The organism is Pseudoalteromonas gelatinilytica, from assembly GCF_001641615.1.
Taxonomy (GTDB): domain Bacteria; phylum Pseudomonadota; class Gammaproteobacteria; order Enterobacterales; family Alteromonadaceae; genus Pseudoalteromonas; species Pseudoalteromonas gelatinilytica.
The window spans coordinates 235,967-259,816 of sequence record NZ_LRRU01000023.1 but is presented as its reverse complement, the minus strand read 5'-3'; the positions used below and the strand labels follow the sequence as shown (position 1 = coordinate 259,816).

The following is a 23,850-nucleotide window of genomic DNA, read 5'->3' as shown; positions in this document are numbered from 1 at the left end:
GTGTCAGAGCACTCGACTACCGTATTTGGCCAACAGCGTTTATCAATCGAAGATATTGTTCATATTGCATTAGAGCAAGGTGCTGTAGCGTTAACATCAGACCGTCAATTTGCGAATAAAATAGACAGCGCCGTCGCGTTTTTAGATAAGCTGCTTGAAGATGATGGCGTGATATATGGCGTTACCACAGGTTATGGCGACTCGGTAACCGTAAAAGTGCCACTTGATTTAGTCAATGAGTTACCACTGCATCTTACTCGATTTCATGGTTGTGGTCTTGGCGATGTGTTTAATCAAGCCCAAGGGCGCGCTATTTTAGCGACCCGTTTAACCTCGCTTTCGCAAGGGTATTCTGGCGTTAGCTGGGAGATGTTGAATTTATTACGTGACTTTTTAAATCACAATATTGTACCGGTGATCCCACAAGAAGGGTCAGTGGGAGCCAGTGGTGATTTAACGCCGCTTTCGTATGTAGCTGGTGCTATGGTTGGCGAGCGAGATGTTTATTACAAAGGCGAAATTAAAAACAGTCTAGAGGTGATGCAAGAACTTGGCTTAAAGCCATTAAAGCTGCGCCCGAAAGAAGGGCTGGCAGTCATGAATGGCACGGCCGTTATGACAGCTTTGGCATGTCTTGCTTATGATAGAGCTGATTATCTAGCCAAACTGACCAGCCGTATAACAGCCCTTGCAAGCCTTGCATTAAAAGGTAACAGTCATCACTTTGATGATATTTTGTTTTCGGTGAAGCCACATCCAGGGCAACAGCAAGTAGCTGCATGGATCCGTGGAGATTTAAACCATGTAGAACACCCGCGTAATGCTGACCGCTTACAAGATAGGTATTCAATTCGCTGTGCTCCACATGTTATTGGTGTGCTGCAAGATAGTTTGCCGTGGTTTAGGCAAATGATTGAAAATGAACTAAATTCGGCAAATGATAATCCAATTATCGATGGCGAAGGTGAACACGTATTGCATGGTGGTCACTTCTATGGCGGTCATATTGCAATGGTTATGGATAGCATGAAAACCGCTGTTGCTAATTTAGCCGACTTAGCAGACAGACAAATCGCATCCTTAGTTGATACGCGCTATAACAATGGTTTACCTTCTAATCTATCGGCGAGTAATGATGAACGTCGTTACATTAACCATGGTTTTAAAGCGGTACAAATTGGTGCCAGTGCATACACGGCTGAAGCATTAAAACTAACCATGCCAGCAAGTGTGTTTTCTCGTTCAACCGAGTGTCACAACCAAGATAAAGTGAGCATGGGAACCATCGCTGCACGAGATTGCTTACGTATCTTACAGCTTACTGAGCAAGTGGTTGCAAGTACCTTGCTTGCAAGTATTCAAGGTTTGCGTTTACGTATTAAAAGCGGTGAGCTTGAATTTGCCAGTTTAACCAGTGATGTACAAAGTATGTATCAAGACATTAGCGAGTTTTTCCCGCTGCTTGATGAAGACCGTCCTCTAGAGGCTGTTCTTCGCTTTACGGTTGACGCTATTCAAACAAAACGTTGGAGTTTATATGCATAGTAGAGGCTCGTTGTTGAGCACTCATGTTGAGATTGAAATTCCTTTTCATGATTGCGATCCAATGAATGTGGTATGGCATGGTAATTACCCGCGCTATTTAGAAGTCGCGCGGTGCGAATTACTGCGTTTGTTTGATTATGATTATGTGCAAATGCAAGAATCTGGCTATGCGTGGCCGATTATTGACATGCATATTAAGTACGTCGGCTCTGCATTGTTTACACAAAAAATCCGCGTTGATGCCTACTTAAAAGAATATGAAACACGATTACGTATTGATTACGTAATCACTGATTGTGCTACAGGTAAAAAGTTAACCAAAGCAACGACTATCCAAGTTGCGGTTGATATAGAGAATAAAGAAATGCAGTTTGTTTCGCCGCCTGTACTACATGAAAAACTTCAAAAGGTGATTTAATGCGATTAAGCGTGTTGTTACTGAGTGTGCTAGTTCTTTTCCCTGTGTTTGCATCAAGCGCGGTGACAGAGCAAGGCACATTTAGCCAAGAAAAGCATTTTAAAGGATTCAATAAACCTTTTATTTCAACAGGTTCGTTTGAACTTGCTGAAGATGGCCTCACTTGGCAGGTTGAATCTCCGGTTAAAAGCACGCTATTAATCAAGCAAGGGCAAGTATATACCCTTAACGATCAAGGTGAGCCGCAGCTACAAAAAGGCGCGGAGCCATACGTTAATTTACTGCAAGCGATTTTAAAGCATGATGAAGTTGCACTTGCTGAGCAATTTACGATGGCAGAGCATGCAGAGCCCGGTTGTCAGACTTTATTACCTAAAGATGACTTGCTAAAGCAGCTATTTAGTCAGTTCGAATTATGTGAAGCAGCAGAGCAAGTGAGCCGTGTGCGTCTGCAAGAAGCAAGTGGTAACTTTACGGTATTACGCTTTGCTTATCCTCATAAAGAGCAAAAACAGTGAAAGCATGGGGCCTAACGCTTGCTTGGCTAAGCCTATTAGTTAGCGCCTTAGTGGTTGTTTTTATTCTAAAACAGCCGACGTTGAATAATGATATTTTGGCTTTGTTGCCAAAGTCAGAACCGCGTTTACAGCAAGTCGAAGAACACTTTTTTGCGGCTAATAAACAGCAGTTGAGCTTTTCTTTTCGTGGTGAAAATGCAGTAAAAGCTTATGATAATTTAGAACAGTGGCTGGCGAGTAAACATATTGAGCCTCGTTTTAAGTTACCAGAAATATCCCAGTTGGCAGCATTTTACGGTCAGTACGCAGGGCATTTAGTTTCCGAGGAATATAAGCAAGCGATTGGCGATGCTAATCGCTTTCAACAGTATTACTTTAGCCAATTGAGTAAAGTCGCTGATCCTTTTGTTTCAAGTACTATCAACCAAGACCCTTCACTTGCCACAGCGGGGTTCTTATCTGAGGCTATGGCACACATGCAGCAATTTGAGCTGCAAGATGGCCGAATTAACATTAACTATCAAGGTGATGAGTATTTAATGTTATTCGTGCAAAGTGCTGACAATGCCTTTTCAATAAATCAATCAATAGCTTTAAGCAATGAGATTGTTGCCTATATCGCTGAGCTTGAAAGCCGCTATCCCGATACACAAATTCGTTATGCTGGTGCTTTATTTCACACCGCAGCAAATGCGCAGCAAGCCAAATTTGAAATGACCTTGTTTGGTTCGGTGAGCTTGCTGGCGCTTATTGTGATGGTGGTGTGGGTGTTTCGCTCGATCAATGCATTGTGGCTGGCCTATGTAACCGTGATAAGCGCCGCTATTGGCGGCACCATTGCGCTGATCTGTATTTTTAGTCAAATCCATGTATTAACCATGGTGTTTGCCGTGACACTGATTGGTATTGCCATTGATTATGCATTTCATGGCATGCTTGATTTAACTGAGCAGCCACAAGGTTTTAGCCAAGGGCTCAAACTGGCGCTTTTGTTGTCGTTACTAACCACCACACTCGGTTACGCGAGTTTGTTTTTCTCACCGGTGCAGTTACTCAGTCAAGTGGGCGTGTTTGTTGTTGCAGGGCTAGTTACAGCTTGGCTCTGCACACGTATCTTATTGCCTTATTGGCAAACAGGATTAACCATTAACACTGCTGCGCATCAGTTAGCAAACATGTTAAGTGGTTATTTAAAACGCTTAACGCATTACCGCGTCGCACTCAGTATGCTGATGTTAGTGCTATTAAGTGCCTTTGCTTTACTAAAACCCCCTGTGATTAATGATGATGTAAAGCTGTTAAATGCAAGTCCTGCTGACTTAATGCAAAACGAAGCTTTGCATATGTCTTTATTAGGTAAGGATAATGGCCAAATCATGATTTTATTTGCCGATAATGCGCAGCAGTTATTAGTACAACAAGAAGCATTAAAAGCAACTATTCGCGGTCTTAATGGCCGTGTCTTGATGCTTAGTGACTTAGTGCCTAGTAAACAATTACAACAGCAAAACTATGCGCAAATGCATTCGGCCCAGCAAGCGATGAGTGTGGTTAGCCAAATGACAGGGATGCCCGTTGAGCTCTCAACACCAATGCTTGATTTAAACGCGGCACTTAATTCTCCGTTAGCGCCGTTAATCGCTAACCAAGTGATCTCAAACAATACACTAACCGCAAGCTGGTTTATGGTAACGGGTGTAAATAAAACCGAGCTGATGGATTTAACCAACGCTTACCCAGATTTAATTGTTTACGATAAAGTCGCGATGATAAGCGAAGGTTTAAGTCATTACTCAAATTCGCTACTGGTGACACTGGCCATTGCGATGACCTTTGCGTTACTACTCTTTAGCGTTAAATTTGGTTTTAAAACGGCGTGTAAGCAAACGTTAGTACTTGTACTAACTACCGCAGCTGTACTGCTACTATGCAGTGCGCTGCAATCTCAGCTATCGATTTTTAATTTGTTAGGCTGTTTATTGATATTAGCGTTGGCAATCGATTACTTGGTGTTTTATCAGGTTAATAATTTAAGCCCGAGCAATGTACTCGCAATTAGTTTGTCAGCGGCATCATCGATGTGGGTATTTGGCATGTTGGCCGTTTCGAAAACGCCAGCCATTTTCAGTTTCGGATTAACGGTATTAGTGGGGCTAGTTTGTATCTATATCTTTGCGCCGCTTAGTATTGCATTACCTAAAAATAAGGAAAAATAATAGGTGAATAATCAAGTTCAACAGGCTGATGTTGTTATTATTGGTGCGGGCCCTTCAGGTGCCGTGGCTGCCAGTTTACTGGTGAAAAAAGGTTGGCATGTGGTGGTGTTAGAGCAGCAAACCTTTCCGCGTTTTTCGATTGGTGAAAGTTTATTACCCCAGTGCATGAGCTTTTTAGCAGAAGCAGGCCTTGAGCAAGCGGTGCAAACACAGGCACAATCGCTTGGTTTTCAGTTTAAAAATGGTGCGGCGTTTCAGCGTCGGGGCGACCACACAACAATCGATTTTACTGAGAAATTTAGCGAAGGCCCTGGCACGACTTTTCAGGTAAAACGTGCTGACTTTGATAAATGCTTAGCCGATGGTGCCATGCAGCAAGGGGCTGAAATACGTTACCAACATAGCGTGTTAGCGTTCACCGATTGTGAGGATGGCGCTTTACTTGAAGTTACGGATGAAAACCAGCAAGGCTATCAAATTAAAGGGCGTTTTGTACTTGATGCCAGTGGTTTTGGAAGAGTATTACCTCGCTTACTTGATTTAGAGTCAGCATCAAATTTCCCAGTACGTTGGGCTTTTTTCAGCCATTTTAAAGATAATATTAGCGATACACAGTTTGACCGCGAAAAAATCTTAATTAACGTTCACCCAGAGCATAAAGATATTTGGTATTGGCTGATCCCATTTAGTGATGGTACGGCAAGCATTGGTGTCGTTGGTAAACCAGAGCAGCTTGAGGATAAACAACCACTCGCTGGTTTAAATGAATTTATTGAACAAGATAGCTATTTAAGTGAGTTATTAGCCAATCGTGAAGCAATTGGCGAAGCGCGTGCTATCAAAGGCTATTCGGCTAATGTGTCGAGCTTGTATGGTGAACATTTTGCACTACTTGGTAATGCCGGTGAGTTTTTAGATCCGGTATTTTCATCTGGGGTGACGATTGCATTAAAATCAGCCTCATTGGTCGCTCCTTTAGTTGATAGCTACTTACGTGGTGAGCAAGTTGATTTCAAAAACGATTACAGTGAGCCTTTGCAACAAGGGGTTAATTGCTTTAGAACCTACGTCAGTGCTTGGTATGATGGCTCTTTTCAAGACGTGATTTTTTACAGTGAGAAAAACCAACAAGTGCGCGAGATGATCAGTGCTATTCTTGCCGGTTATGCATGGGACTTACAAAACCCATTTGTAAAACAAAGCAACAAACGCTTAAATACGTTGGTTGAATTATGTCGCGACTAACACGCTCTTTGCTCTTATCTTTGAGCATATTAGTGGCAAGTTGTGCCAGTGAATTTGCAGTAAAAACGGGCGTTGATTTAGCGCCAAATGCAGGGATTTATTTGCTTGATCCACCGCCGTCATTAGTTGCCGATAATTGGCAGCAAGTGCTTGAAGTACGCCATGGCGATGAGCAGCATACATTACTAGCGCAACTGAGTTTAAACAGTGAAACGGGTATTAACTTGGCTGTTATGACGGCTCAAGGTATGCCAATTTTTCAGTTAGAAAAAGCGCCACTAGGGCCAATTAAAAGCGAAAAAATGCTTCCTATCAGTGCGGTTGATCCTCGCTATATTCTTGCTGATATCATGCTTGTACACTGGCCGGTTACTGTGCTTAACTCGCAGCTTTATGGCTTGAACTTGGTTGAACAAGGCTCAACGCGACGCTTATATCAGGGTGAGCAGTTAATTAGTGAAATTCGCTATTTAGACGGTGCAACAGAACTTGTAAACTTTCAGCGAGATTATAAAATTAAATTTCAAAGGGTTAATTGATTATGCCATTTTGGCTTAACGACTTAGGTATTGTTAGTGCATTGGGGGTTGGTCATCAACAAACGATGCAAAGTATCAGCTTGCAACCTAAACAAACACTCACAGAGGTGACGTCGCTTGCATTTGAGCAGCGCCCAACCTTTGTGGGTTTGGTTGATGAACTGCCATTAACAGCATCAATGCGATTTTATCAGCTAATCGATTTAGCGCTGGCGCAAATTGCTGACACATTAGCAAACATAGACATTCCGAGTAGCCGTATTGCTGTGGTGATTGGTACCAGTACTGCTGCAATTCAAGAAGGTGAGAGAGGCCGAAAAGCCCACGCAGCGAAGGGAAAGTGGCCAGAGGAATTTGATTATTACGACCAAGCGCTCGTTGCACCCGCCAATTATATTGCTAAAAAACTCGCTGCGAAGGGGCCAAGTTACAGCATTTCAACTGCGTGTAGTTCAAGTGCCAAGGCGCTTATTAGTGCGCGTGCCTTACTCAGTGCTGATTTAGCCGATGTGGTAATTTGTGGTGGGGTAGATAGCTTGTGCCAACTCACTATCAATGGCTTTGATTCGTTATCTTCGATCAGCGATGAAATCTGTAAGCCATTTAGCGGCGACAGGTCAGGCATCAATATTGGTGAAGCCGCAGCGTTATTTGTTATGAGTAAAGAGCAGCACACAAAACAAAGTATTGCTTTTTTAGGTGGTGGTGAAAGCTCCGATGCCCACCATATTTCAGCTCCGATTGCAGATGGTTCTGGCGCAATCGCAGCGATGACAATGGCATTGCAAGACGCGAATTTAACGCCTTCAGATATCGACTACATTAATGCCCATGGAACAGCCACACCGCAAAATGATGCGATGGAATCTCTGGCAATCAGTGAGGTATTTGGCAAAGATACTAAAGTGAGCTCTTCTAAACATTTGACCGGCCATACCCTAGGCGCTGCAGGTGCCTTAGAAGCTGGATTATGTTGGCTCTATTTGGCCTACCCAGAGTTTAATCAATTAGTATGTAATCAGGTGATCAAAGACGAATCATTGGCTGAAATTGGTTTAATAACACAACCAGAAACGGCAGAAATTAACACCTGTTTATCAAATTCGTTTGCCTTTGGTGGCAATAATGTCAGTGTAGTACTAGGACATCTAAATGAATCACTATAAAATTGAGCAAGTAGTCCCTCATAGTGAACCAATGATATTGCTCAATCGCTTATCTAGTTACAGCGAAGAGTCAGGTTGTTGTGAAGTGGATATAAGTTCACACAGCCCGTTTTATGACGAAAGCTTAAATGGGGTTGCCAGTTATATTGGCTGTGAATATATGGCGCAAACTATCGCAGCTTATGCGGGTGCGCTGGCAAAAGACAAAGGGAATGAAGTACAAATTGGTTTTTTAATTGGCACGCGCAAATATAAAACCTATGCACCGGTATTTAAAAACGAGCAAACGCTTAAAGTCTCGGTGACAAAATTATATCAAGAAGAATCAGGGTTAAGTGTATTTGAGTGTCAAATACATAGCGATGAAACATGCTTAGCAGAAGCAAAAATCAATGTGTTTCAACCACAAGACCCCATGCAGTTTATAAGAGAAAATCAATGACAAAACGTATTTTAGTCACCGGCTCAAGCCGCGGTATAGGCAAAGCAATCGCACTGAGACTAGCTAACGATGGCTTTGATATTGCTGTTCATTGTCGCAGTGGCGTGGCTGAAGCAGAGCAAACCTGTGAAGAAATTAGTGCGCTTGGTCGTCATGCAAGCTTATTGCAATTTGATGTTTGCGATAGAGAACTTGCTAAACAACAAATTGAAGCTGATATTGCCGAGCACGGTGCGTATTATGGGGTGATCTGTAATGCAGGTATCACGAATGATATGGCGTTTCCTGCGATGCAAGGTGATGATTGGGATAAAGTGATCCGTACTGGCCTTGACGGATTTTACAATGTAGTGCATCCAACGGTGATGCCAATGGTGCAAGGTCGTAAAGGTGGCCGTATTGTCACTATGGCGTCAGTATCAGGGATTGCTGGTAATCGCGGGCAAGTTAACTACAGTGCCGCTAAAGCGGGCATTATTGGTGCGACCAAAGCACTTTCGCTTGAGCTTGCAAAACGTAAGATCACCGTTAACTGCGTGGCACCAGGGTTAATCGAAACCGAAATGACAGACGATTTACCGGTTGATGAAATGCTAAAAATGATCCCATTAAAACGTATGGGTTCTGTTAATGAAGTAGCTGGCACTGTGTCGTTCTTGTGTTCCGATGACGCCGCGTATATCACCCGCCAAGTTATTTCTGTGAATGGCGGTATGGTGTAATGAAGCGTGTTGTTGTTACAGGCATGTCTGCTATCACAGCATTAGGTGATACCTGGGGCGAGTTTAAAACCGCTTTGCAAAAAGGTGAAAATGCTGTTCAGTACATGACTGATTGGGATGTGGCGCCAGAATTAAACACTCGACTAGCGGCACCAGTTACTCATTTTACTAAACCAAGCCATTATAAGCGTAAACAAGTTCGCTCAATGGGGCGTGTTGCTTTGATGTCGACCCGTACTACAGAGCTTGCTTTAGAAGAAGCTGGGCTATTAGACCACCCAAGTCTAACCGACGGTTCTACAGGGATTGCTTTTGGCTCGTCAACGGGGTCAACGCCACCATTACTGGCTTTTGCAAAAATGATGGAAACCGGTGAAATGACGGGCGTAACGGCCACCAGTTACATCCAGATGATGGCACATACGGCGCCTGTGAATGTGGGTGTCTTTTTTGGTTTAAAAGGCCGCGTGATCACTACCAGCTCTGCCTGTACATCGGGGTCGCAAGGTATTGGTTATGCCTACGAAGCGATTAAGTATGGCCGTCAAAAAGCCATGGTGGCTGGTGGTGCAGAAGAGTTATGCATTACAGAAGCCGCTGTATTTGACACCTTGTACGCGACCAGCACAAAAAATGATGCTGCGAAAAGCACGCCACGACCATTTGATCAAAATCGTGATGGTCTGGTTATTGGTGAAGGTGCAGGCACACTGATTTTAGAAGAGTATGAGCATGCCCTTGCACGTGGAGCGACCATTTATGCGGAGCTAGTTGGTTTTGGTTGTAACTCAGATGGTCAACATGTTACGCAACCTACCGCAGAAACAATGCAAGTGGCTATTGAAATGGCCCTTAATGATGCACAGCTTACAGCGGATCAAATTGGCTATGTGAATGCTCATGGTACGTCAACAGATCGGGGTGATATTGCGGAGTCTCTGGCGACTTTCAATGCCCTTGGCAAGAAACCTATTAGTTCATTAAAAAGCTATTTAGGTCATACCTTAGGAGCGTGTGGCGCCATTGAAGCATGGGCAAGTATCAATATGATGAATGATGGTTGGTTTGCACCTACTATCAATTTAACGGATGTCGATCCTGAGTGTGCTGATTTAGATTATATCAAGGGCAATGGCCGTGAAATGCAAACAGATTACATTATGAGTAATAACTTTGCGTTTGGTGGCATCAATACCTCGTTAATCTTTAAAAAGTGGCAAGCATGATCAAGCGCAGCATCATAAGTATTTTATTTATTCTAACTTTTAATGCTTATGCTGCAGAAGATAGTGTAGAAAAGGGCACTGCAAAAATGGAGTTCGGTGCAGGCCTTTTTTATGCTGATATCCCGCATTATTTAGGTTCAGATGAAAGTGAGCAATACCTATTGCCTGTGCCTTATTTTCGTTATCAAAGCGATAAAATGGCCATCGACCGCAATAACTTCACTGGCTTTTTGTGGCAGCAAGAAAACCTCCATTTAGATTTATCTGCCAACGTAGGTCTTGCAGTTGACAGTGAAGACAACAAAGCCCGAGAAGGTATGGATGATCTAGATTGGGTGTTTGAATTAGGGCCTTCACTTAATTACTACCTAATAGGTGAACCAAACGCTAAACAGCATTTGTATTTAAGCCTGTTTGCACGCAAAGCCATTGCGACAGATTTCTCAGGTATTGATGATATTGGCTGGCGTTATGGGCCAAGTGTGTATTATCGAGTGCCGATCATCGAAAAAGCGGATTCACAATTTTCATTAGCGTTTCGTGGCAATATCAACTTTGCTAGCGATAAATACCTTGATTACTACTATGGAGTGAGTGACTTACATAGCAATGAAACTCGCCAAGCATACTCAAGTCGTTCAGGTTTTTCTGGCGCTGATGTATCAATTGGGGTACATTTTGACACACCAAAGTATTGGTTAGGTGGTTTTGTTAAATATCATCACCTTGCTAACAGTCAACAAGATGCAAGCCCACTCGTGAAGCAAGATTATAATGTTTCGGTCGGTTTTGGTGTTGCATGGAAGTTTTATAGAAGGAATTTTTAAATGAAGTTATTGCCCCTTGCATGTGTTTTAGCGGCTTGTTTGTTTTCAACAAACAGTTTTGCACGTGATGATATACAAACGCTACCTGTACAAGCACTACTTGAAACCACCAAAGCGAAACAAGCGCTGTTAGATATTCCGCTGTATTTTGCTGATCAAAGTCATACCAGCATTAAAACCAATTATGGTGAAGTTATCACCAACAAGAAAACCAACGCATTTAATAAAACTGACCGAGAGGCGTGTGAATGGGTAATGCTCAGTGCTTTAAAAGCATTACAAGAGCGTGCTGTTCGTGAAGGCATGAATGCAGTTGTAAATATTCAGTCGTATTACAAGAAGCGTGAGTTTGTCAGCCAAACAGAATATCAATGTGGTGCGGGCACATTTGTTGCTGGCGTGGCATTAAAAGGCACTTTAGTTAAGTTATAACTAACTAAAGTCATTTTTTTTCTGTATAATTTGCGACCCTTGATATGATGGCCGCAGGTTATACAGCATGAATTTTAAATCATTTAGTTTTTCTTCTGAGCTTTTACAGGCATTAGAAGAGCTTAATTTCGAAACGCTTACTCCCGTTCAACGTAGTGCAATTCCTGCGGTAAGAAAAGGCAAAGACGTACTTGTTAGTGCGCAAACAGGCACGGGTAAAACCGCAGCATTTGCTTTACCACTTATCCAAAAATTATCAGAATCAGCGGTTAGTGAAAATAATGCACCGAGTGCATTAGTGCTTGCACCTACTCGCGAGTTAGCTGAACAAATCGCTAATAATTTTAAAGCGTTTGCAAAATACACTGAACTCAAAACAGTGTGCTTGTTTGGTGGTATCAATTTAGCGGGTCAAGCTAACGATTTGAAAGCGGGTGTTGACATCGTGGTTGCAACGCCAGGGCGCTTACTTGATCATATTCGTTTAGGTAACATCAGCTTAGCTAATGTTAAGCATTTAGTGCTTGATGAAGCTGACCGTATGCTAGACATGGGTTTTATCAGCGATATGCAAACGGTTATAAATAGCTGTGATGAAGCGCGTCAAATCTTGTTGTTCTCTGCCACTTTCCCTGCTGCAATTAAACAATTTGCGAGTAAAGTACTAAAGCAGCCTGAAATCATTCGTGTCGATCAAACAAACAGTACCGCAGAAACAGTGCAACACGTTGTTTATCCTGTTGAAGAGCGCCGAAAGCAAGAACTTTTATCTGAATTGATTGGTAAGAAAAATTGGCAGCAGGTACTTGTTTTCGTAAACATGAAAGAGACTGCTGATGAGCTTGTAAAAGAGCTTAACCTTGATGGTATTCCAGCGGTTGTTTGTCATGGTGATAAAACCCAAGGTAATCGTCGCCGCGCTTTGCGCGAGTTTAAAGAAGGTAAAGTTCGTGTGCTGGTCGCAACCGAAGTGGCTGCCCGTGGTATTGATATTGAAGGTTTACCACGTGTGATCAACATCGACCTACCTTGGCTTGCAGAAGACTACGTGCACCGTATCGGCCGTACAGGTCGTGCTGGTAAGCCGGGTCAAGCTATTTCGTTTGTCAGCCGTGAAGAAGAAAACACTTTATTTGATATCGAAAAGCTAATCGGACAGCGCATCAAGCGTGTTGTTTTACCAGGTTACGAAGTAAGCAGCCGTGAAGTACTGATTGATAAAATTGGTAAAAAGCCGTCGCATTTACGCCGTAGCCGTACAAATAAGGCTTCAGGTCAGGCTACGGGTGAAGCGCGTGCGAAGAATCGTTCACGTATCGCAAATGTTCGCAAATCTTTGAAAGGCAATAAATTAAGCCTTAAAAAGTAATGAATTTCGATAACAAACGATAAGAGCTTCTATAAAAAAGCCCCATTGCTGTTTGGCTATGGGGCTTTTTTTGGCTCTGTTATTAGTACAAATGGAGTGTTTTGTTAAATTTTATGACGTTAAATTGAAAATAAGATTAACAAATGTACCTTGCTGAATTACAATCGCTTTGAAATCAGTCAAGTAGCGTTTCTAACGCGCCAGTATCTAAATGGATGTTTATGCAGTACTTAAAAAGAATAATAAATAAAATAATCGCCCCTACATTTTTACTCAGTGTTGCTAGTGTGCCTTTTTATGCTAATGCATTTGATAAAGCAGAATTCTCCCTTGCCCATATTAAAGAGTCGATTAGCGTTGATGGTGTGATGGATGAATCGCACTGGCAATACGCTACAAAAGTGCCACTAAAATATCAAAATGAACCAACTGAAAAAGGTACGCCTCTCGTTCAAACTGATGCTTACATGTATGAAGATGGTAAATACTTGTATGTTGGTTTTATTGCAAAAGATAATGACCCTTCGCAAATTCGTGCCGCCCTTCGAGACCGCGATACACTCTGGCAAGACGACAATGTTGCCTTGATGATTGATACCTTCAATGATGAACGAACTGGCTATGAGTTTTATGTAAACCCACTGGGTGCGCAAGGCGATATGCGCATGACCGATATCGATGATTGGGCGGAAGACCCATCATGGGACGCCATTTGGGATAGTGCAGGGCAAATAACTGACGATGGGTATGTGGTTGAAATGCGTATTCCATTTACTGCACTTCGCTTTCCAAAGGATCAAGCCCAGTTAACGTGGAGTTTTGCAGTATGGCGTAATTACCCGCGTGATGTGTATTATCAAATGTCGAACGTTGGTTTTGACCGAGATGTGAAGTGTAGCTTTTGTCAGTTTGATAAACTCACAGGCTTTGCCAACATGACTGAAAGCCAAAATATTCAGCTTACGCCAACATTAACTGCGCTTCGCCATGATACCAAAGATACAGTGCCGGGTGATTGGCAAAATGGTGATATTGATACTGAAGCGGGCTTGGACTTACGTTGGGGGGTCACGCAAGATGCGGTTATTAATGCCACCATTAACCCTGACTTTTCGCAGGTTGAGGCAGATTCACTTGAACTTGATGTAAATACCACTTACTCAATTTACTATGCTGAAAAGCGCCCATTCTTTTTAGATGGCGCCTCTTACTTTAATACCAGCCAATTAGAGCTTTTATACACGCGAATGATTGCTGAACCTGATGTGGGTTTAAAATTAACGGGTAAAACTGGCGCACACAGCTATGGCTTTATGTACGCTGACGATCAGAATACCAGTGTCTTACTTCCGACGAATCAAGGGTCGGGCTTTGCCAATCTTGCAGATAAAACACAAGCAGTAGCAGGGCGTTATCAGTTTGATATTGGTGAAAAAAGTACGATTGGTGTGATGAGTACTCACCGTGAAAATGATGATTATCATAATACGGTGTTATCTCTAGATGGAAGCTACTGGTTTAATCAATCAGATAGTTTGCAGTATCAAGTAGCAACTACAGATACTACCAACCCCGATTTTTTAGTGGATTATTATGGCGTTGATAAAGACCAATCCGATCAAGCTTATGCCATTGAATTCACGAGAACTAAGCGTGATTACGAAGTCTATGCTAATTACGAAAATATCGGTAAAGAATACCGCTCAGACTTAGGTTACCAAGCTAAAGTTGATTATGAACAAGTACAATTAGGTGGTGGGCAAACCTGGTATCGTGATGCTGATGATGCAATCACAGAGTACAGTTACAATGTTGAGTGGGATAAAACATGGGCGCAAAATGGCGACCTACTCGAAGAAGAATATGATGGCTATTTTACCTTTAAAGGTAAGATGCAATCGCAAACAGAAATTGGTTTTATTCATCGAAATGAGTTTTATGCCGGCGAGTACTTTAACCAAAACATAGGCTATATCTACGGCGGTTTTAGACCCATCCGCGATGTTCGTTTCTTATTGTATGCTCAATATGGCAGTAAAATCGATTACAGTAATGCCGCTCTCGGTACTATGGTGCGCATTGAACCTGAGATGACATGGGATATTAACGACCATTGGCAGATTCAATTAGAGCACAGCTACAGCTACCTAGATAACGAGCAAAATGAGCGTGTTTATACTGCAAACTTAACGGATCTACGTGTTTATTATAAATTTAATATGCGCTCGATGCTGAAACTCGTTTTACAGTTTGAAGATGTCGATCGAAACAATGAAGCTTATCGATTTGATGTAAGCCAAACTAACCGCGATTATGGTACTCAGCTAGTGTATTCGTACAAAATTAACTCGCAGACACTGTTTTATTTAGGGTATTCTGATAAAGGGTATCAAGATGATTCGTTGAAGAGTCTTGAGCGTGATCAGCGTACCTTCTTCACTAAACTAAGCTATGCATGGCAGCTTTAAAAATTATAAAAAAGGAAAATCATAATGAATATTGCAAAAATATCAGCTGTTGCAGTTGCAGCTACTGTACTTGCGGGTTGTGCAGCGAAACAAGATGTAAGTCGTTTTGAAGCGGAAAAACCAAAAACCGTGTGTATTGCAGAGCACCAAGCAGTTAAAGAAGGTGTTGTAGCATCACTACAATCTGGTTTTGCAAAACATAATGTGCAAACGCGTGTTATCCCTGCCAATTATGTAATGAAACATCAAGCGTATCAAACAGACATTTCAGCTGCTAACACAGATGGTTGTGATGCGATTGCATTTTATGTTGCTAACTGGCATTGGGATTTAGCCCTATACATGGCCTATGCCAATATTTGGGTCACTAATGTTGACCAAACTAAAACAATTGCTCAGGCAAGCTATCGCACGGGTGGTGGGTTAGATAAGTTTATTGATGCAAACGATAAAATCATCGAATTAGTTGATTCAATGTTCCAGCAAGTTGAAGCCAAGAAACAACAAGAAAGCCAGAAAAAAGCAATATAAAATAATATGTTGGTCAGCTTATAGCTGACCAACTTCTTCGTTTACTTTACTTCTTACTACCCCTTCAAGGCTTTTTAAGCCCCATTGCTTACCAATTTCGACAGCTTCTTCAATAGGCTTTTTCAAGGTTACGGCATTGTATAGCGCAACGAGAGCGCCAACACGGTTGCTACTCGCACAGTGAAGTAAGGTGGTTTGTTGTTGGTGCTCATTGAGTAAAGCCTGAAGTTTAGTGGCGTTTTCAATGGTAATATCAGCTTTAGATTGCACAGGAATATGGAAATAGTTCATGCCAAGCTCTGTGACTAACTCTTGCTCAGACCAATTCGTTTCGTTATCACCACGAAGGTTGATAATGTTCACAACACCAAGTTGTTTTAGCTTGGCAAAATCGGTTTGATTTGGCTGACCTGACGTTAATACATGCTCAGACTGCGCCTTGAGATTTAAAATATCTAGTTGCGTTACAGCTGTTTGTGCAGCTAATGCAGAAAAAGACAGCAGCGCAGCACATGCTAATTGTATGAACTTATTCATGTTACTCCTTAAAGTGTGTTTAATTTTTGCTGTAGACGGTTTTACCACGGCTAATAGTTTCTAACACTTGTAAGTTATGTAGCTCTGCGGGCTTTATTTTCAACGGGTTGTTATCAAGGATAATTAAATCTGCTTGCATCCCTTGTTTTAATTGCCCTTTTGAGCTTTCTTCAAAGTGTTGATACGCAGGCCATGTCGTCATTGCTTGTAGGGCAGTATACACAGAAACGCGTTGATCTGGGCCTAATACTTGATCTGTACGGGTCGTACGGTTAACCGTTGCATCTAATACGCGCAGTGCGTTTGGCAAGGCCACGGGTGCATCATGATGGGTGCTAAACATTAATCCTTGTTCGAGGACCGCATGAGTAGGTGAAATAAAATCAGCTCGGGGGTGACCAAGTACCGAATTTACATGCCAGTCGCCCCAATAAAAGGTATGCATTGGGAAGAGCGATGGAAATATGCCTAACTCTTTAAGGCGATTTACCTGATCTTGACGAATTGTTTGACCATGAATGAGCACTGGGCGGCGGTCTTTTTTACCAAGCTTGTTATTGGCATTTTCAACGGCATTTAAGAACTGCTCAATAGCAGCATCACCATTTGCATGCGTCATCACTTGCCAGCCATTGGCAAAGGCCGTTTCTACATATTCATAAGCTTGTTCATCATTAAAAGTAGGGTAGCCTGCATAACCTTGCTCTTGGCCTTCGGGGGCTTTTAGGTAAGGATGAGATAACCAAGCAGTTTTACCTTGTGGTGAGCCATCAAAGTTAAGTTTTACACCCCCAATGCGAAAATGATTCGTGTAGTTTTTACTGTTATAGCTTGAATCCATAAAACTGCTGCTGGTGGCCATATCGGCATAGGCAACCACATCAATCACGAATTTATCCGCTTTTGATGCCCTTACCATTGAATCATAGGCTTCTTGAGTTGCTCGGCCCTCTTGCGCTGTAGTGTAGCCGTATTTTGTATAGAGCTTTTGTCCTTCTTGGAGCATTAAATCTTGTAAGTCAGGATCAAAGGACTGCATGAGTTTAAACAGTAAACCAAAGTGTGCGTTTTCTTCGAGCACGCCATTGGGTTCTTGCGAGTTCGGCATACGACGAATTAGCCCGCCTTTAGGGTTTTCTGTGTTTTCATCGATGCCAGCCATGGCTAAGGCTTTACTATTTGCAACACTCAAATGCCCTGAGGTATGAATGATAATGACCGGCTTTTCGGTGCTCACGCGGTCTAAATCCATTTTAGTTGGGTATCTATCAAGCTCAGCATCATCGTAACCAAAGCCTAAAATTGCCCCCGTTTTTTCAATAAATGTAGTGTAGTCAGGGTTATTTTGTGCGGCGGTGAGAATATTAACAATTTGTTCAACGCTATTGGCATCACCATCTGGGCTAGGTAATACATTGGCCACCATAGCTTGCAAACCAACACCATAGACATGGCTATGGCCATCTACAAAGCCTGGCATTAAAGTTTTACCTTGTAAATCAATCAGCTTTGTTTTGCCAAACTTATGCTCAAGTGCTTTAGTTTTATCACCCACAAAGATGATCTTGTCACCTTGCGTTGCGATTGCCTGCGCATATTCTGGTTCATCGCCAGTCATTGTAAGAATATCGCCACCATAATAAATGGCATCTGCAGCACTTACTTGCAAAGGTAGGGTTTTAGCTGTTTGCTCAGGGGGGTTATCGCAAGCCGTTAAGGCAAGGAATGCACAAGCGATCGCGAGATGATGTTTCATATAACTCTTCCATGAATTTTAATTATGTCTAAGAATATAGTCTGTTTTAAAATTTTGTCTTTAAAAAATGGACTTAAATTTCATTAAAGTACAAGACAATAGCAGCGCCATCGAGGCTACTGCCGTTATGAATGTTGATACCCACTCCAAAGTTGTCAAACCACGATGTCCACTTTCTACTGTCCCATAAAAAGCCAATACCGTATTCATAAAAGTGGTCGGTCCCAAACGCTACACGACTATCACCGCCTAAATCAATTCGCTGTCCTTTGATATAAAAAGCTTGCTCAAAAGGCCCGATTTTAAACATGTTAAATTTAGCTTTTATACCATTGAGAGTACGCCACGTCTCTGGTGCTGCATTACTTATCCCATCAGGATGAGACAGAGCCCAGCCATAGTAATAATTAAAGTTAAGCTTGTACTCGTAATAGCCCCAATACCTAGGAAGTCGATAGATCATAGTCGCATTTGGGTTTAACACCAGTGCATTACTATTGAGGTTGGTGTAAAGGTTATCAGCTAAAGGCTGTAAGTCGCGTCTGGATTCAGAGGAGTTGTAATCATAATCATTGTTGTAATGTAAGTAGTGAGTATTAAAGCCAAATTGATATGACCATTTAGAGCCAAGTGCTTTCTCAGCATTAAAACCGAGCATCCCGTTATACACAGTTTCTGAAATATAGTCGTCAGCGACATTCTCATACAAAGAGATAAAATCTGATTGATTTAAATAACTTATTCTGCCGGTCAAACTTAGTTTGTGTTGATAAATAGGCTCATCAAGCTGCCATGTGTAAGGAATACTGTAGAGCTTAAGCTCCTTTCTAAGTGCGATACTGTCTTCATCTTTGCTGGCATGTTGCGGGTCAAACAGTGTTTGCGGATCAAAATCACCAAACCCCAAAGTAATACTGTCACCATCCGTTAAAACTAACGACGTTGCAAATGCGGTTTCAAGTTGTTTGGTTGGATTAGCATATAAATTAAATACATTTAATGCGTACAGGAGAAGCCACAGCTTAAATTGCTTTTTCATAAAAAATAACAATAAAAATTAATGTCTTAATAATAGTCGCAAAGTTAGTTTTCAACAATCTCAGGTACAAAAAAGCCAAGCATTAGCTTGGCTTTTTTCATCTCTTGAATAAGAGATTAAGGCTGATAATAAATCGGTGATTCAGGGCCAACTGGGAAGCCCAGTACAAACACCCATAAGTAGAATAACGCGACCCAACCAACAAAGAAGATGATGCTGTAAGGAAGCATGGTCGCAACCAATGTACCAATCCCCATGTCTTTCTTATACTTCGTTGCCACAGCCAGTATCAAGCCAAAATAGCTCATCATTGGGGTGATAAGGTTCGTAACAGAGTCACCAATGCGGTACGCTGCTTGGATGGTTTCTGGCGCATAGCCTATTAGCATTAACATTGGTACGAAGATAGGTGCCGTGACAGCCCATTGTGCTGATGAAGAGCCTAAGCTTAAGTTTACTAATGCACACATTAAGATGAATAGCACAAATACTTCTGGGCCAGTTAGGTTTAACGCTTGTAATAGAGCGGCGCCGTTAATGGCTAATATTGTGCCAAGGTTGGTCCATTTAAAGAAAGCAACGAACTGTGCTGCAAAGAAAACCAGCACAATGTACATACCCATCGAGCTCATACTTTTACTCATGGCATCGATGACATCTTTATCGTTTTTCATGGTGCCAACAACGCGGCCGTAAACAAAACCTGGAATACCGAAAGTTACAAAGATAAAGACCACAATGCCTTTTAAAAATGGCGAGTGTGCAACAAGGCCTGTTTCTGGGTTACGCAAAATGCCGTCTTCAGGAACAATTGTCCAAGCAAGTAATAATGACACCACTAACAGTGAAACACCGGCCCACTTAAGGCCTGATTTTTCTTTATCGGTTAAACCTGCAATGTCATTTTTAGGTAAATCATTGCTTGCTTCATCTGGGTTGTATTTGCCAAGGCGTGGCTCAACGATTTTCTCGGTAACGAACGTGCCTAAAATGGCAATTAAAAATACTGAGATCATCATGAAATACCAGTTTGCTTCAGCGCCAACTTGGTAATTTGGATCAATCATTTGTGCTGCTGGCGTGGTGATACCTGCAAGCAGCGGGTCTATGGTACCAAGTAATAAATTGGCACTGTAACCACCTGAAACACCGGCAAATGCTGCAGCAAGACCGGCAAGCGGATGACGACCAAGACTGTGGAATATCATGGCTGCTAATGGAATAAGTACGACGTAGCCAAGTTCAGATGCCGTATTTGATAAAATCGCAGCAAACACCACCATAAAAGTAACTAGGCGTTTAGATGCGCCCATTACCATGCCACGCATAGCAGCAGAGAGTAAACCAGAGTGCTCTGCAACACTTACACCTAATAGAGCAACTAATACCGTCCCAAGTGGTGCAAAGCTGGTGAAGTTCGTAACAAGGCCGGTAACGATACGCTGCAGGCCTTCGGCACTGAGCAGGCTGACCACTTCAATTACACCATCAGGATCGCGAACTGCTGCGCCCTCAGGGCGTGGGTCGATAGCACTTAAACCAAACCAGTCGGCAATTCCGCTAAAGACAATGATAGCAACGCAGAACATTGCAAATAAGGTGATAGGATGGGGTAGCATATTACCCAAAAATTCAACGGTGGCTAAAAATCGGTTAAATAACCCATTGTTACCACCCTCATGGGTGTTGTGAGAGTTTATTGCTTTTGACATGTCCAGTTCTCGTTATTTCAAAATGGCGCTAACCTAGCATTTTTTACCGGACAGATCATGTTTTAGCGGTAGGCGTTCTAATAGGTACGTTCCAATACACCCTTATATAGCAAGGGGTAGCGGCGCAAACGTTTGCCAATGTAATCATCAGCTAGAATTTGCGCACAGATTTGCTCTACATCGTTACTTGCTTCAAATACCCAATCAAAGCGCTCGATTGCAAGCAGAAAACCACGCTTGAGGAACTGTTGTTCACGATAGTAACTAAGATTATCGCGAATGATATCTAACTTACCTGGGTTAGATTTAAGTTCATCAATTACTTGGTTGATAAACGCTTGCTGTTGCTTTGACTCAGCTTTTACCCGTCGTTTCATTACTTCTTCACAGTTCCTTTTCAGCGATATAAAGCACTTTCTTTAAAAAATCTTCTTTGTTCTTTTCATGTTGATAGTCAAGGTGATAGGTATTATGAAAGCCAAAGCGTAGTAACACACCACTGCCTTTTAGATATACCGTATAACCATCGATATCCGAAAAAGCACAAATACCTTCATAGAGCTTACCATCTTCATGATCTTCACCGTGTTGAATGATTTTTTCATACACAGAAAGAATTAATTTACCGTCTAGCTCATTTTTCATGATGACTCCTTTTTGATGTAATACGTTTCAAACCTATAAAAAGTTTAGTGTTATTTTATGCAGGTATTAACTGTTTTGAGTATTTTTAAAACCTTACTTTGCGATATATCAGTAAAATCACATTGAGTAAGCGGATGTCGAAAATTTACAATATTTTCTCTTATCTTAAACTTAAGATAGATTTTATTTGAGGGACGCACAATGAGATATAAATTTATACCCCTGATACTACTAGCAGGCTTGGTGCTTGTAAGCAAAAGCATATCAGCAAATACAGCCCCCTTGGTGTTAGAAAATGAAGCGGGGCAAATAGTTAAACTTGACAGTTACTTAGGCAAGAAACCCGTTTACTTAAAGTTTTGGGCGACTTGGTGCAAGCCATGTATGGAGCAAATGCCACATTTTCAGCATGCATATGAGCAATATGGCGATAAAATTCAATTCGTGGCTATTAATATTGACCTTAATGATGATGCAGACGCTGTTGCTAAGGTTAAAGAGCGTTTTTCACTCACTATGCCAATATTTACTGATCACACAGGCCAGGTTGCTAAACATTATGAATTTATGGGCACCCCTTTTCATGTGTTGATTGATAGTGATAAAAAGGTGATTTTTCAAGGCCACGAAGCAGATAAACCGCTTGATAACACATTACGTTTGTTATCACACAATGGCAAAGTTGATGAAGCGCGCTTACTAAACGAAAAGCAAGGCCAAGCCACTCCTTTGGTAATTCCGAATAAAGGCAAAAAAGCTGTGCTATTCACCGCAACATGGTGCGACTGGTACTTAGCCGACACGCGCCCTGCAATGGCAAAGCAGTGTGTATTAGCGCAGCAACATGTTAATCAGTTGGTAGAGCAAGGAGTTGATGTCGAGGTTAAAGTGAGTCAGCTGTGGACTGATCAAAGCGCAGTGCAAGAATATGTTGATAAATTCTCTGCAACCATGCCGGTTTCAATCGATTATGGTAATGATTTATTTATCGAAAATGGCATTAATTCGGTACCCAGTTTACTTCTCTACAACGACGGAAAATTAGTCTCTAAAAAAGCTAAATTTTAATTAAAACAGCATGATTTTGCTTTGTAATTATGCAAATTTAGCCTATGCTCAAGGCTCATTACACAGTGAGCCTAGAGCATGATAGATAAGGCATTATTAGCAAAAACACGCGAGTTATCTGACCGATTAATCGCACTGCAAACACCCATTCGTATCCTTGATGCGATCAACTGGGATAAACAAATCAAAGAAGAGTTTTTTAAGCATAAGTGCCAAAAGAACCCAACGGTTGATCAAGCCTATTACCAACAGCGTGACCTTGGTTTTGTACCAAGTGAGTTACGTCGTGCGTTCTCTGATTTAAATCGCGATATCATCAGCCAGCTAGGGCAGTTAAACCCGATTGCGCAATACATGAGCAAAATGTGTACTGAATATAAAACCGTACTTAGTATGATTGAATATCGCGGTACCCCTGAATTTCATGATTTGTCTGTTGAGTTGTTTGGTCACCCCAAAGATTTATTCCATGCTGGAGAGCCTTCACTTTCTGAGCTTGCAACCATGCTTGAGCAGCCGCTAAAGAGTATGCTTGATGCGGATATTTTACCTGATGATCCAAAAAACATAGATGCAGAAGACGCGGTTAAAATTTTAGCATCACAAGTGGCTCAAACGATGCCGGGCATCGATGTTGAGGTTATTCTGAGTGACGGTATTGTGAGTGACGCCGCGGCAGGTGCAAATAATATTAAACTTAATCAAGATGTTAAATTCTCTCAAAGAGAGCTAGATATTCTTGAGGTGCATGAAGGCTGGATCCATGTCGGAACCACGCAAAACGGTCTTGCTCAGCCTTATTTAACCTGTTTAAGTAAAGGCACACCGAGCTCCACAGTTACCCAAGAAGGCCTTGCGGTATTGACCGAAATTATTACCTTAAAGTCGACGCCACGACGTTTAGCAAAGTTAGTGAACCGTATTCAAGGTATTACTAAGGTTATTGATGGTGCGGAGTTTGTTGATATTTATCGTGATTATGTAGCGCAAGGTTTGAGTAAAGACGACAGTTATACACTTACTCAGCGAGTGTTTAGAGGCAGTACGGCAACAGGCTTACCATTTACCAAAGATATCGCTTATATCAAAGGTTTCGTGTTGGTGTATAACCTTATACGAGTTGCCATTCAGTTAGGTCGAATTGATCAACTGCACTTGTTATTGGTTGGTAAAATCTCAATAGATGATTTTAGACTGATATCGCAACTACATGATTTAGGTGTGATTGAAGACCCTAAATTTATTCCACCACACTTTAAAGACTTACGAGGCCTAGCAACTTGGCTAAGCTTTGGACGTTTTATTGGAAACTTGTCGTTTGAACAATTAGAAAACGATTACAAACCACTCTTTATTTAAATAAATATATAAAAAAATGCAGCTGGAATGAGCAGCTGCATTTTAAGAGTTAAAGCATGTTGCCTTACAT

23 protein-coding genes are annotated in these 23,850 nt (G+C 41.8%); 17 read left to right on the top strand and 6 right to left on the bottom strand.

Annotation, left to right across the window (positions count from 1 at the left end):
• The 15 genes from NH153_RS21270 (at position 1) to NH153_RS21200 (ending at position 15,664) form a co-directional block, all read left to right on the top strand.
• The gene (locus tag NH153_RS21270; RefSeq protein ID WP_171038295.1) at positions 1-1,545 is read left to right on the top strand and encodes an HAL/PAL/TAL family ammonia-lyase; all 1,545 of its coding nucleotides are present in this window, start codon (positions 1-3) and stop codon (positions 1,543-1,545) included.
• Positions 1,538-1,963 carry an acyl-CoA thioesterase gene (locus NH153_RS21265; RefSeq protein ID WP_063707680.1) on the top strand — a complete coding sequence of 142 codons (426 nt, stop codon included), beginning with the start codon at positions 1,538-1,540 and terminating at the stop codon, positions 1,961-1,963. The genes NH153_RS21270 and NH153_RS21265 overlap by 8 nt, the downstream gene beginning before the upstream one ends.
• Positions 1,963-2,481 carry an outer membrane lipoprotein carrier protein LolA gene (locus NH153_RS21260; protein WP_063707677.1) on the top strand — a complete coding sequence of 173 codons (519 nt, stop codon included), beginning with the start codon at positions 1,963-1,965 and terminating at the stop codon, positions 2,479-2,481. The genes NH153_RS21265 and NH153_RS21260 overlap by 1 nt, the downstream gene beginning before the upstream one ends.
• Complete coding sequence (locus NH153_RS21255; RefSeq protein ID WP_063707676.1) at positions 2,478-4,697, top strand: MMPL family transporter; 2,220 nt, start codon at positions 2,478-2,480, stop codon at positions 4,695-4,697. The genes NH153_RS21260 and NH153_RS21255 overlap by 4 nt, the downstream gene beginning before the upstream one ends.
• Positions 4,698-4,700: 3 nt before the next feature.
• Positions 4,701-5,942 carry an NAD(P)/FAD-dependent oxidoreductase gene (locus tag NH153_RS21250; protein WP_063707674.1) on the top strand — a complete coding sequence of 414 codons (1,242 nt, stop codon included), beginning with the start codon at positions 4,701-4,703 and terminating at the stop codon, positions 5,940-5,942.
• Complete coding sequence (locus NH153_RS21245) at positions 5,930-6,481, top strand: ApeN family LolB-like membrane protein (protein WP_063707672.1); 552 nt, start codon at positions 5,930-5,932, stop codon at positions 6,479-6,481. The genes NH153_RS21250 and NH153_RS21245 overlap by 13 nt, the downstream gene beginning before the upstream one ends.
• 2 nt (positions 6,482-6,483) lie before the next feature.
• The gene (locus NH153_RS21240; protein ID WP_063707670.1) at positions 6,484-7,647 is read left to right on the top strand and encodes a beta-ketoacyl-ACP synthase; all 1,164 of its coding nucleotides are present in this window, start codon (positions 6,484-6,486) and stop codon (positions 7,645-7,647) included.
• Positions 7,634-8,089, top strand: a complete 456-nt coding sequence (locus NH153_RS21235; RefSeq protein WP_063707668.1) for a hotdog family protein — start codon at positions 7,634-7,636, stop codon at positions 8,087-8,089. Before NH153_RS21240 ends, NH153_RS21235 begins: the two co-directional genes overlap by 14 nt.
• Positions 8,086-8,811: a 3-oxoacyl-ACP reductase FabG gene (gene fabG / locus NH153_RS21230; protein WP_063707666.1), complete on the top strand. Its 726-nt coding sequence runs from the start codon at positions 8,086-8,088 to the stop codon at positions 8,809-8,811. Before NH153_RS21235 ends, fabG begins: the two co-directional genes overlap by 4 nt.
• Positions 8,811-10,037: a beta-ketoacyl-ACP synthase gene (locus tag NH153_RS21225; protein WP_063707664.1), complete on the top strand. Its 1,227-nt coding sequence runs from the start codon at positions 8,811-8,813 to the stop codon at positions 10,035-10,037. Before fabG ends, NH153_RS21225 begins: the two co-directional genes overlap by 1 nt.
• The gene (locus NH153_RS21220) at positions 10,034-10,864 is read left to right on the top strand and encodes a MipA/OmpV family protein (RefSeq protein ID WP_063707661.1); all 831 of its coding nucleotides are present in this window, start codon (positions 10,034-10,036) and stop codon (positions 10,862-10,864) included. Before NH153_RS21225 ends, NH153_RS21220 begins: the two co-directional genes overlap by 4 nt.
• Positions 10,865-11,296: a hypothetical protein gene (locus NH153_RS21215; RefSeq protein ID WP_063707659.1), complete on the top strand. Its 432-nt coding sequence runs from the start codon at positions 10,865-10,867 to the stop codon at positions 11,294-11,296.
• A gap of 67 nt (positions 11,297-11,363) precedes the next feature.
• Positions 11,364-12,665: a DEAD/DEAH box helicase gene (locus tag NH153_RS21210; protein WP_063707657.1), complete on the top strand. Its 1,302-nt coding sequence runs from the start codon at positions 11,364-11,366 to the stop codon at positions 12,663-12,665.
• A gap of 221 nt (positions 12,666-12,886) precedes the next feature.
• Positions 12,887-15,133 carry a carbohydrate binding family 9 domain-containing protein gene (locus tag NH153_RS21205; RefSeq protein ID WP_063707655.1) on the top strand — a complete coding sequence of 749 codons (2,247 nt, stop codon included), beginning with the start codon at positions 12,887-12,889 and terminating at the stop codon, positions 15,131-15,133.
• A gap of 24 nt (positions 15,134-15,157) precedes the next feature.
• Complete coding sequence (locus tag NH153_RS21200) at positions 15,158-15,664, top strand: Sbal_3080 family lipoprotein (protein ID WP_063707652.1); 507 nt, start codon at positions 15,158-15,160, stop codon at positions 15,662-15,664.
• Positions 15,665-15,682: 18 nt separating this feature from the next.
• On the opposite strand, the gene NH153_RS21195 is transcribed toward NH153_RS21200, so the two are convergent.
• The 6 genes from NH153_RS21195 to NH153_RS21170 all read right to left on the bottom strand — a co-directional run bounded on the left by NH153_RS21195 (position 15,683) and on the right by NH153_RS21170 (position 21,353).
• On the bottom strand, positions 15,683-16,201 hold the full coding sequence (locus NH153_RS21195) for a protein tyrosine phosphatase family protein (RefSeq protein WP_063707649.1): 519 nt from the start codon (positions 16,199-16,201) through the stop codon (positions 15,683-15,685).
• A 19-nt stretch (positions 16,202-16,220) separates the two neighbouring features.
• Positions 16,221-17,957, bottom strand: coding sequence for a metal-dependent bile salt hydrolase (locus NH153_RS21190; RefSeq protein WP_063707646.1), 1,737 nt, complete (start codon positions 17,955-17,957; stop codon positions 16,221-16,223).
• A gap of 73 nt (positions 17,958-18,030) precedes the next feature.
• Positions 18,031-18,996, bottom strand: coding sequence for a Solitary outer membrane autotransporter beta-barrel domain (locus NH153_RS21185; protein WP_063707642.1), 966 nt, complete (start codon positions 18,994-18,996; stop codon positions 18,031-18,033).
• Between the two features lie 116 nt (positions 18,997-19,112).
• The gene (locus NH153_RS21180) at positions 19,113-20,708 is read right to left on the bottom strand and encodes an AbgT family transporter (RefSeq protein ID WP_063707639.1); all 1,596 of its coding nucleotides are present in this window, start codon (positions 20,706-20,708) and stop codon (positions 19,113-19,115) included.
• A gap of 77 nt (positions 20,709-20,785) precedes the next feature.
• Positions 20,786-21,085, bottom strand: a complete 300-nt coding sequence (locus tag NH153_RS21175; protein ID WP_063707636.1) for a hypothetical protein — start codon at positions 21,083-21,085, stop codon at positions 20,786-20,788.
• Positions 21,086-21,092: 7 nt separating this feature from the next.
• Positions 21,093-21,353 carry a DUF3081 domain-containing protein gene (locus NH153_RS21170; RefSeq protein WP_062567116.1) on the bottom strand — a complete coding sequence of 87 codons (261 nt, stop codon included), beginning with the start codon at positions 21,351-21,353 and terminating at the stop codon, positions 21,093-21,095.
• Between the two features lie 201 nt (positions 21,354-21,554).
• Here NH153_RS21170 and NH153_RS21165 point away from each other — a divergent pair, with 201 nt between their 5' ends.
• Both NH153_RS21165 and NH153_RS21160 read left to right on the top strand, forming a co-directional pair.
• Positions 21,555-22,421 carry a TlpA family protein disulfide reductase gene (locus NH153_RS21165; protein WP_082874132.1) on the top strand — a complete coding sequence of 289 codons (867 nt, stop codon included), beginning with the start codon at positions 21,555-21,557 and terminating at the stop codon, positions 22,419-22,421.
• A gap of 78 nt (positions 22,422-22,499) precedes the next feature.
• Positions 22,500-23,780, top strand: coding sequence for a flavohemoglobin expression-modulating QEGLA motif protein (locus NH153_RS21160; RefSeq protein ID WP_063707629.1), 1,281 nt, complete (start codon positions 22,500-22,502; stop codon positions 23,778-23,780).
• The last annotated feature ends 70 nt before the right edge of the window (positions 23,781-23,850 follow it).

Excerpts from the sequence above, each read along its gene's own strand:
- NH153_RS21175 (WP_063707636.1), bottom strand. The coding sequence starts at position 21,085 with ATGAAACGACGGGTAAAAGCTGAGTCAAAGCAACAGCAAGCGTTTATC.
- NH153_RS21185 (WP_063707642.1), bottom strand. The coding sequence starts at position 18,996 with ATGAAAAAGCAATTTAAGCTGTGGCTTCTCCTGTACGCATTAAATGTA.
- NH153_RS21200 (WP_063707652.1), top strand. The coding sequence starts at position 15,158 with ATGAATATTGCAAAAATATCAGCTGTTGCAGTTGCAGCTACTGTACTT.
- fabG (WP_063707666.1), top strand. The coding sequence starts at position 8,086 with ATGACAAAACGTATTTTAGTCACCGGCTCAAGCCGCGGTATAGGCAAA.
- NH153_RS21235 (WP_063707668.1), top strand. The coding sequence starts at position 7,634 with ATGAATCACTATAAAATTGAGCAAGTAGTCCCTCATAGTGAACCAATG.
- NH153_RS21170 (WP_062567116.1), bottom strand. The coding sequence starts at position 21,353 with ATGAAAAATGAGCTAGACGGTAAATTAATTCTTTCTGTGTATGAAAAA.
- NH153_RS21210 (WP_063707657.1), top strand. The coding sequence starts at position 11,364 with ATGAATTTTAAATCATTTAGTTTTTCTTCTGAGCTTTTACAGGCATTA.
- NH153_RS21165 (WP_082874132.1), top strand. The coding sequence starts at position 21,555 with ATGAGATATAAATTTATACCCCTGATACTACTAGCAGGCTTGGTGCTT.
- NH153_RS21245 (WP_063707672.1), top strand. The coding sequence starts at position 5,930 with ATGTCGCGACTAACACGCTCTTTGCTCTTATCTTTGAGCATATTAGTG.
- NH153_RS21220 (WP_063707661.1), top strand. The coding sequence starts at position 10,034 with ATGATCAAGCGCAGCATCATAAGTATTTTATTTATTCTAACTTTTAAT.
- NH153_RS21225 (WP_063707664.1), top strand. The coding sequence starts at position 8,811 with ATGAAGCGTGTTGTTGTTACAGGCATGTCTGCTATCACAGCATTAGGT.
- NH153_RS21265 (WP_063707680.1), top strand. The coding sequence starts at position 1,538 with ATGCATAGTAGAGGCTCGTTGTTGAGCACTCATGTTGAGATTGAAATT.
- NH153_RS21195 (WP_063707649.1), bottom strand. The coding sequence starts at position 16,201 with ATGAATAAGTTCATACAATTAGCATGTGCTGCGCTGCTGTCTTTTTCT.
- NH153_RS21240 (WP_063707670.1), top strand. The coding sequence starts at position 6,484 with ATGCCATTTTGGCTTAACGACTTAGGTATTGTTAGTGCATTGGGGGTT.
- NH153_RS21190 (WP_063707646.1), bottom strand. The coding sequence starts at position 17,957 with ATGAAACATCATCTCGCGATCGCTTGTGCATTCCTTGCCTTAACGGCT.
- NH153_RS21205 (WP_063707655.1), top strand. The coding sequence starts at position 12,887 with ATGCAGTACTTAAAAAGAATAATAAATAAAATAATCGCCCCTACATTT.
- NH153_RS21180 (WP_063707639.1), bottom strand. The coding sequence starts at position 20,708 with ATGTCAAAAGCAATAAACTCTCACAACACCCATGAGGGTGGTAACAAT.
- NH153_RS21160 (WP_063707629.1), top strand. The coding sequence starts at position 22,500 with ATGATAGATAAGGCATTATTAGCAAAAACACGCGAGTTATCTGACCGA.
- NH153_RS21260 (WP_063707677.1), top strand. The coding sequence starts at position 1,963 with ATGCGATTAAGCGTGTTGTTACTGAGTGTGCTAGTTCTTTTCCCTGTG.
- NH153_RS21215 (WP_063707659.1), top strand. The coding sequence starts at position 10,865 with ATGAAGTTATTGCCCCTTGCATGTGTTTTAGCGGCTTGTTTGTTTTCA.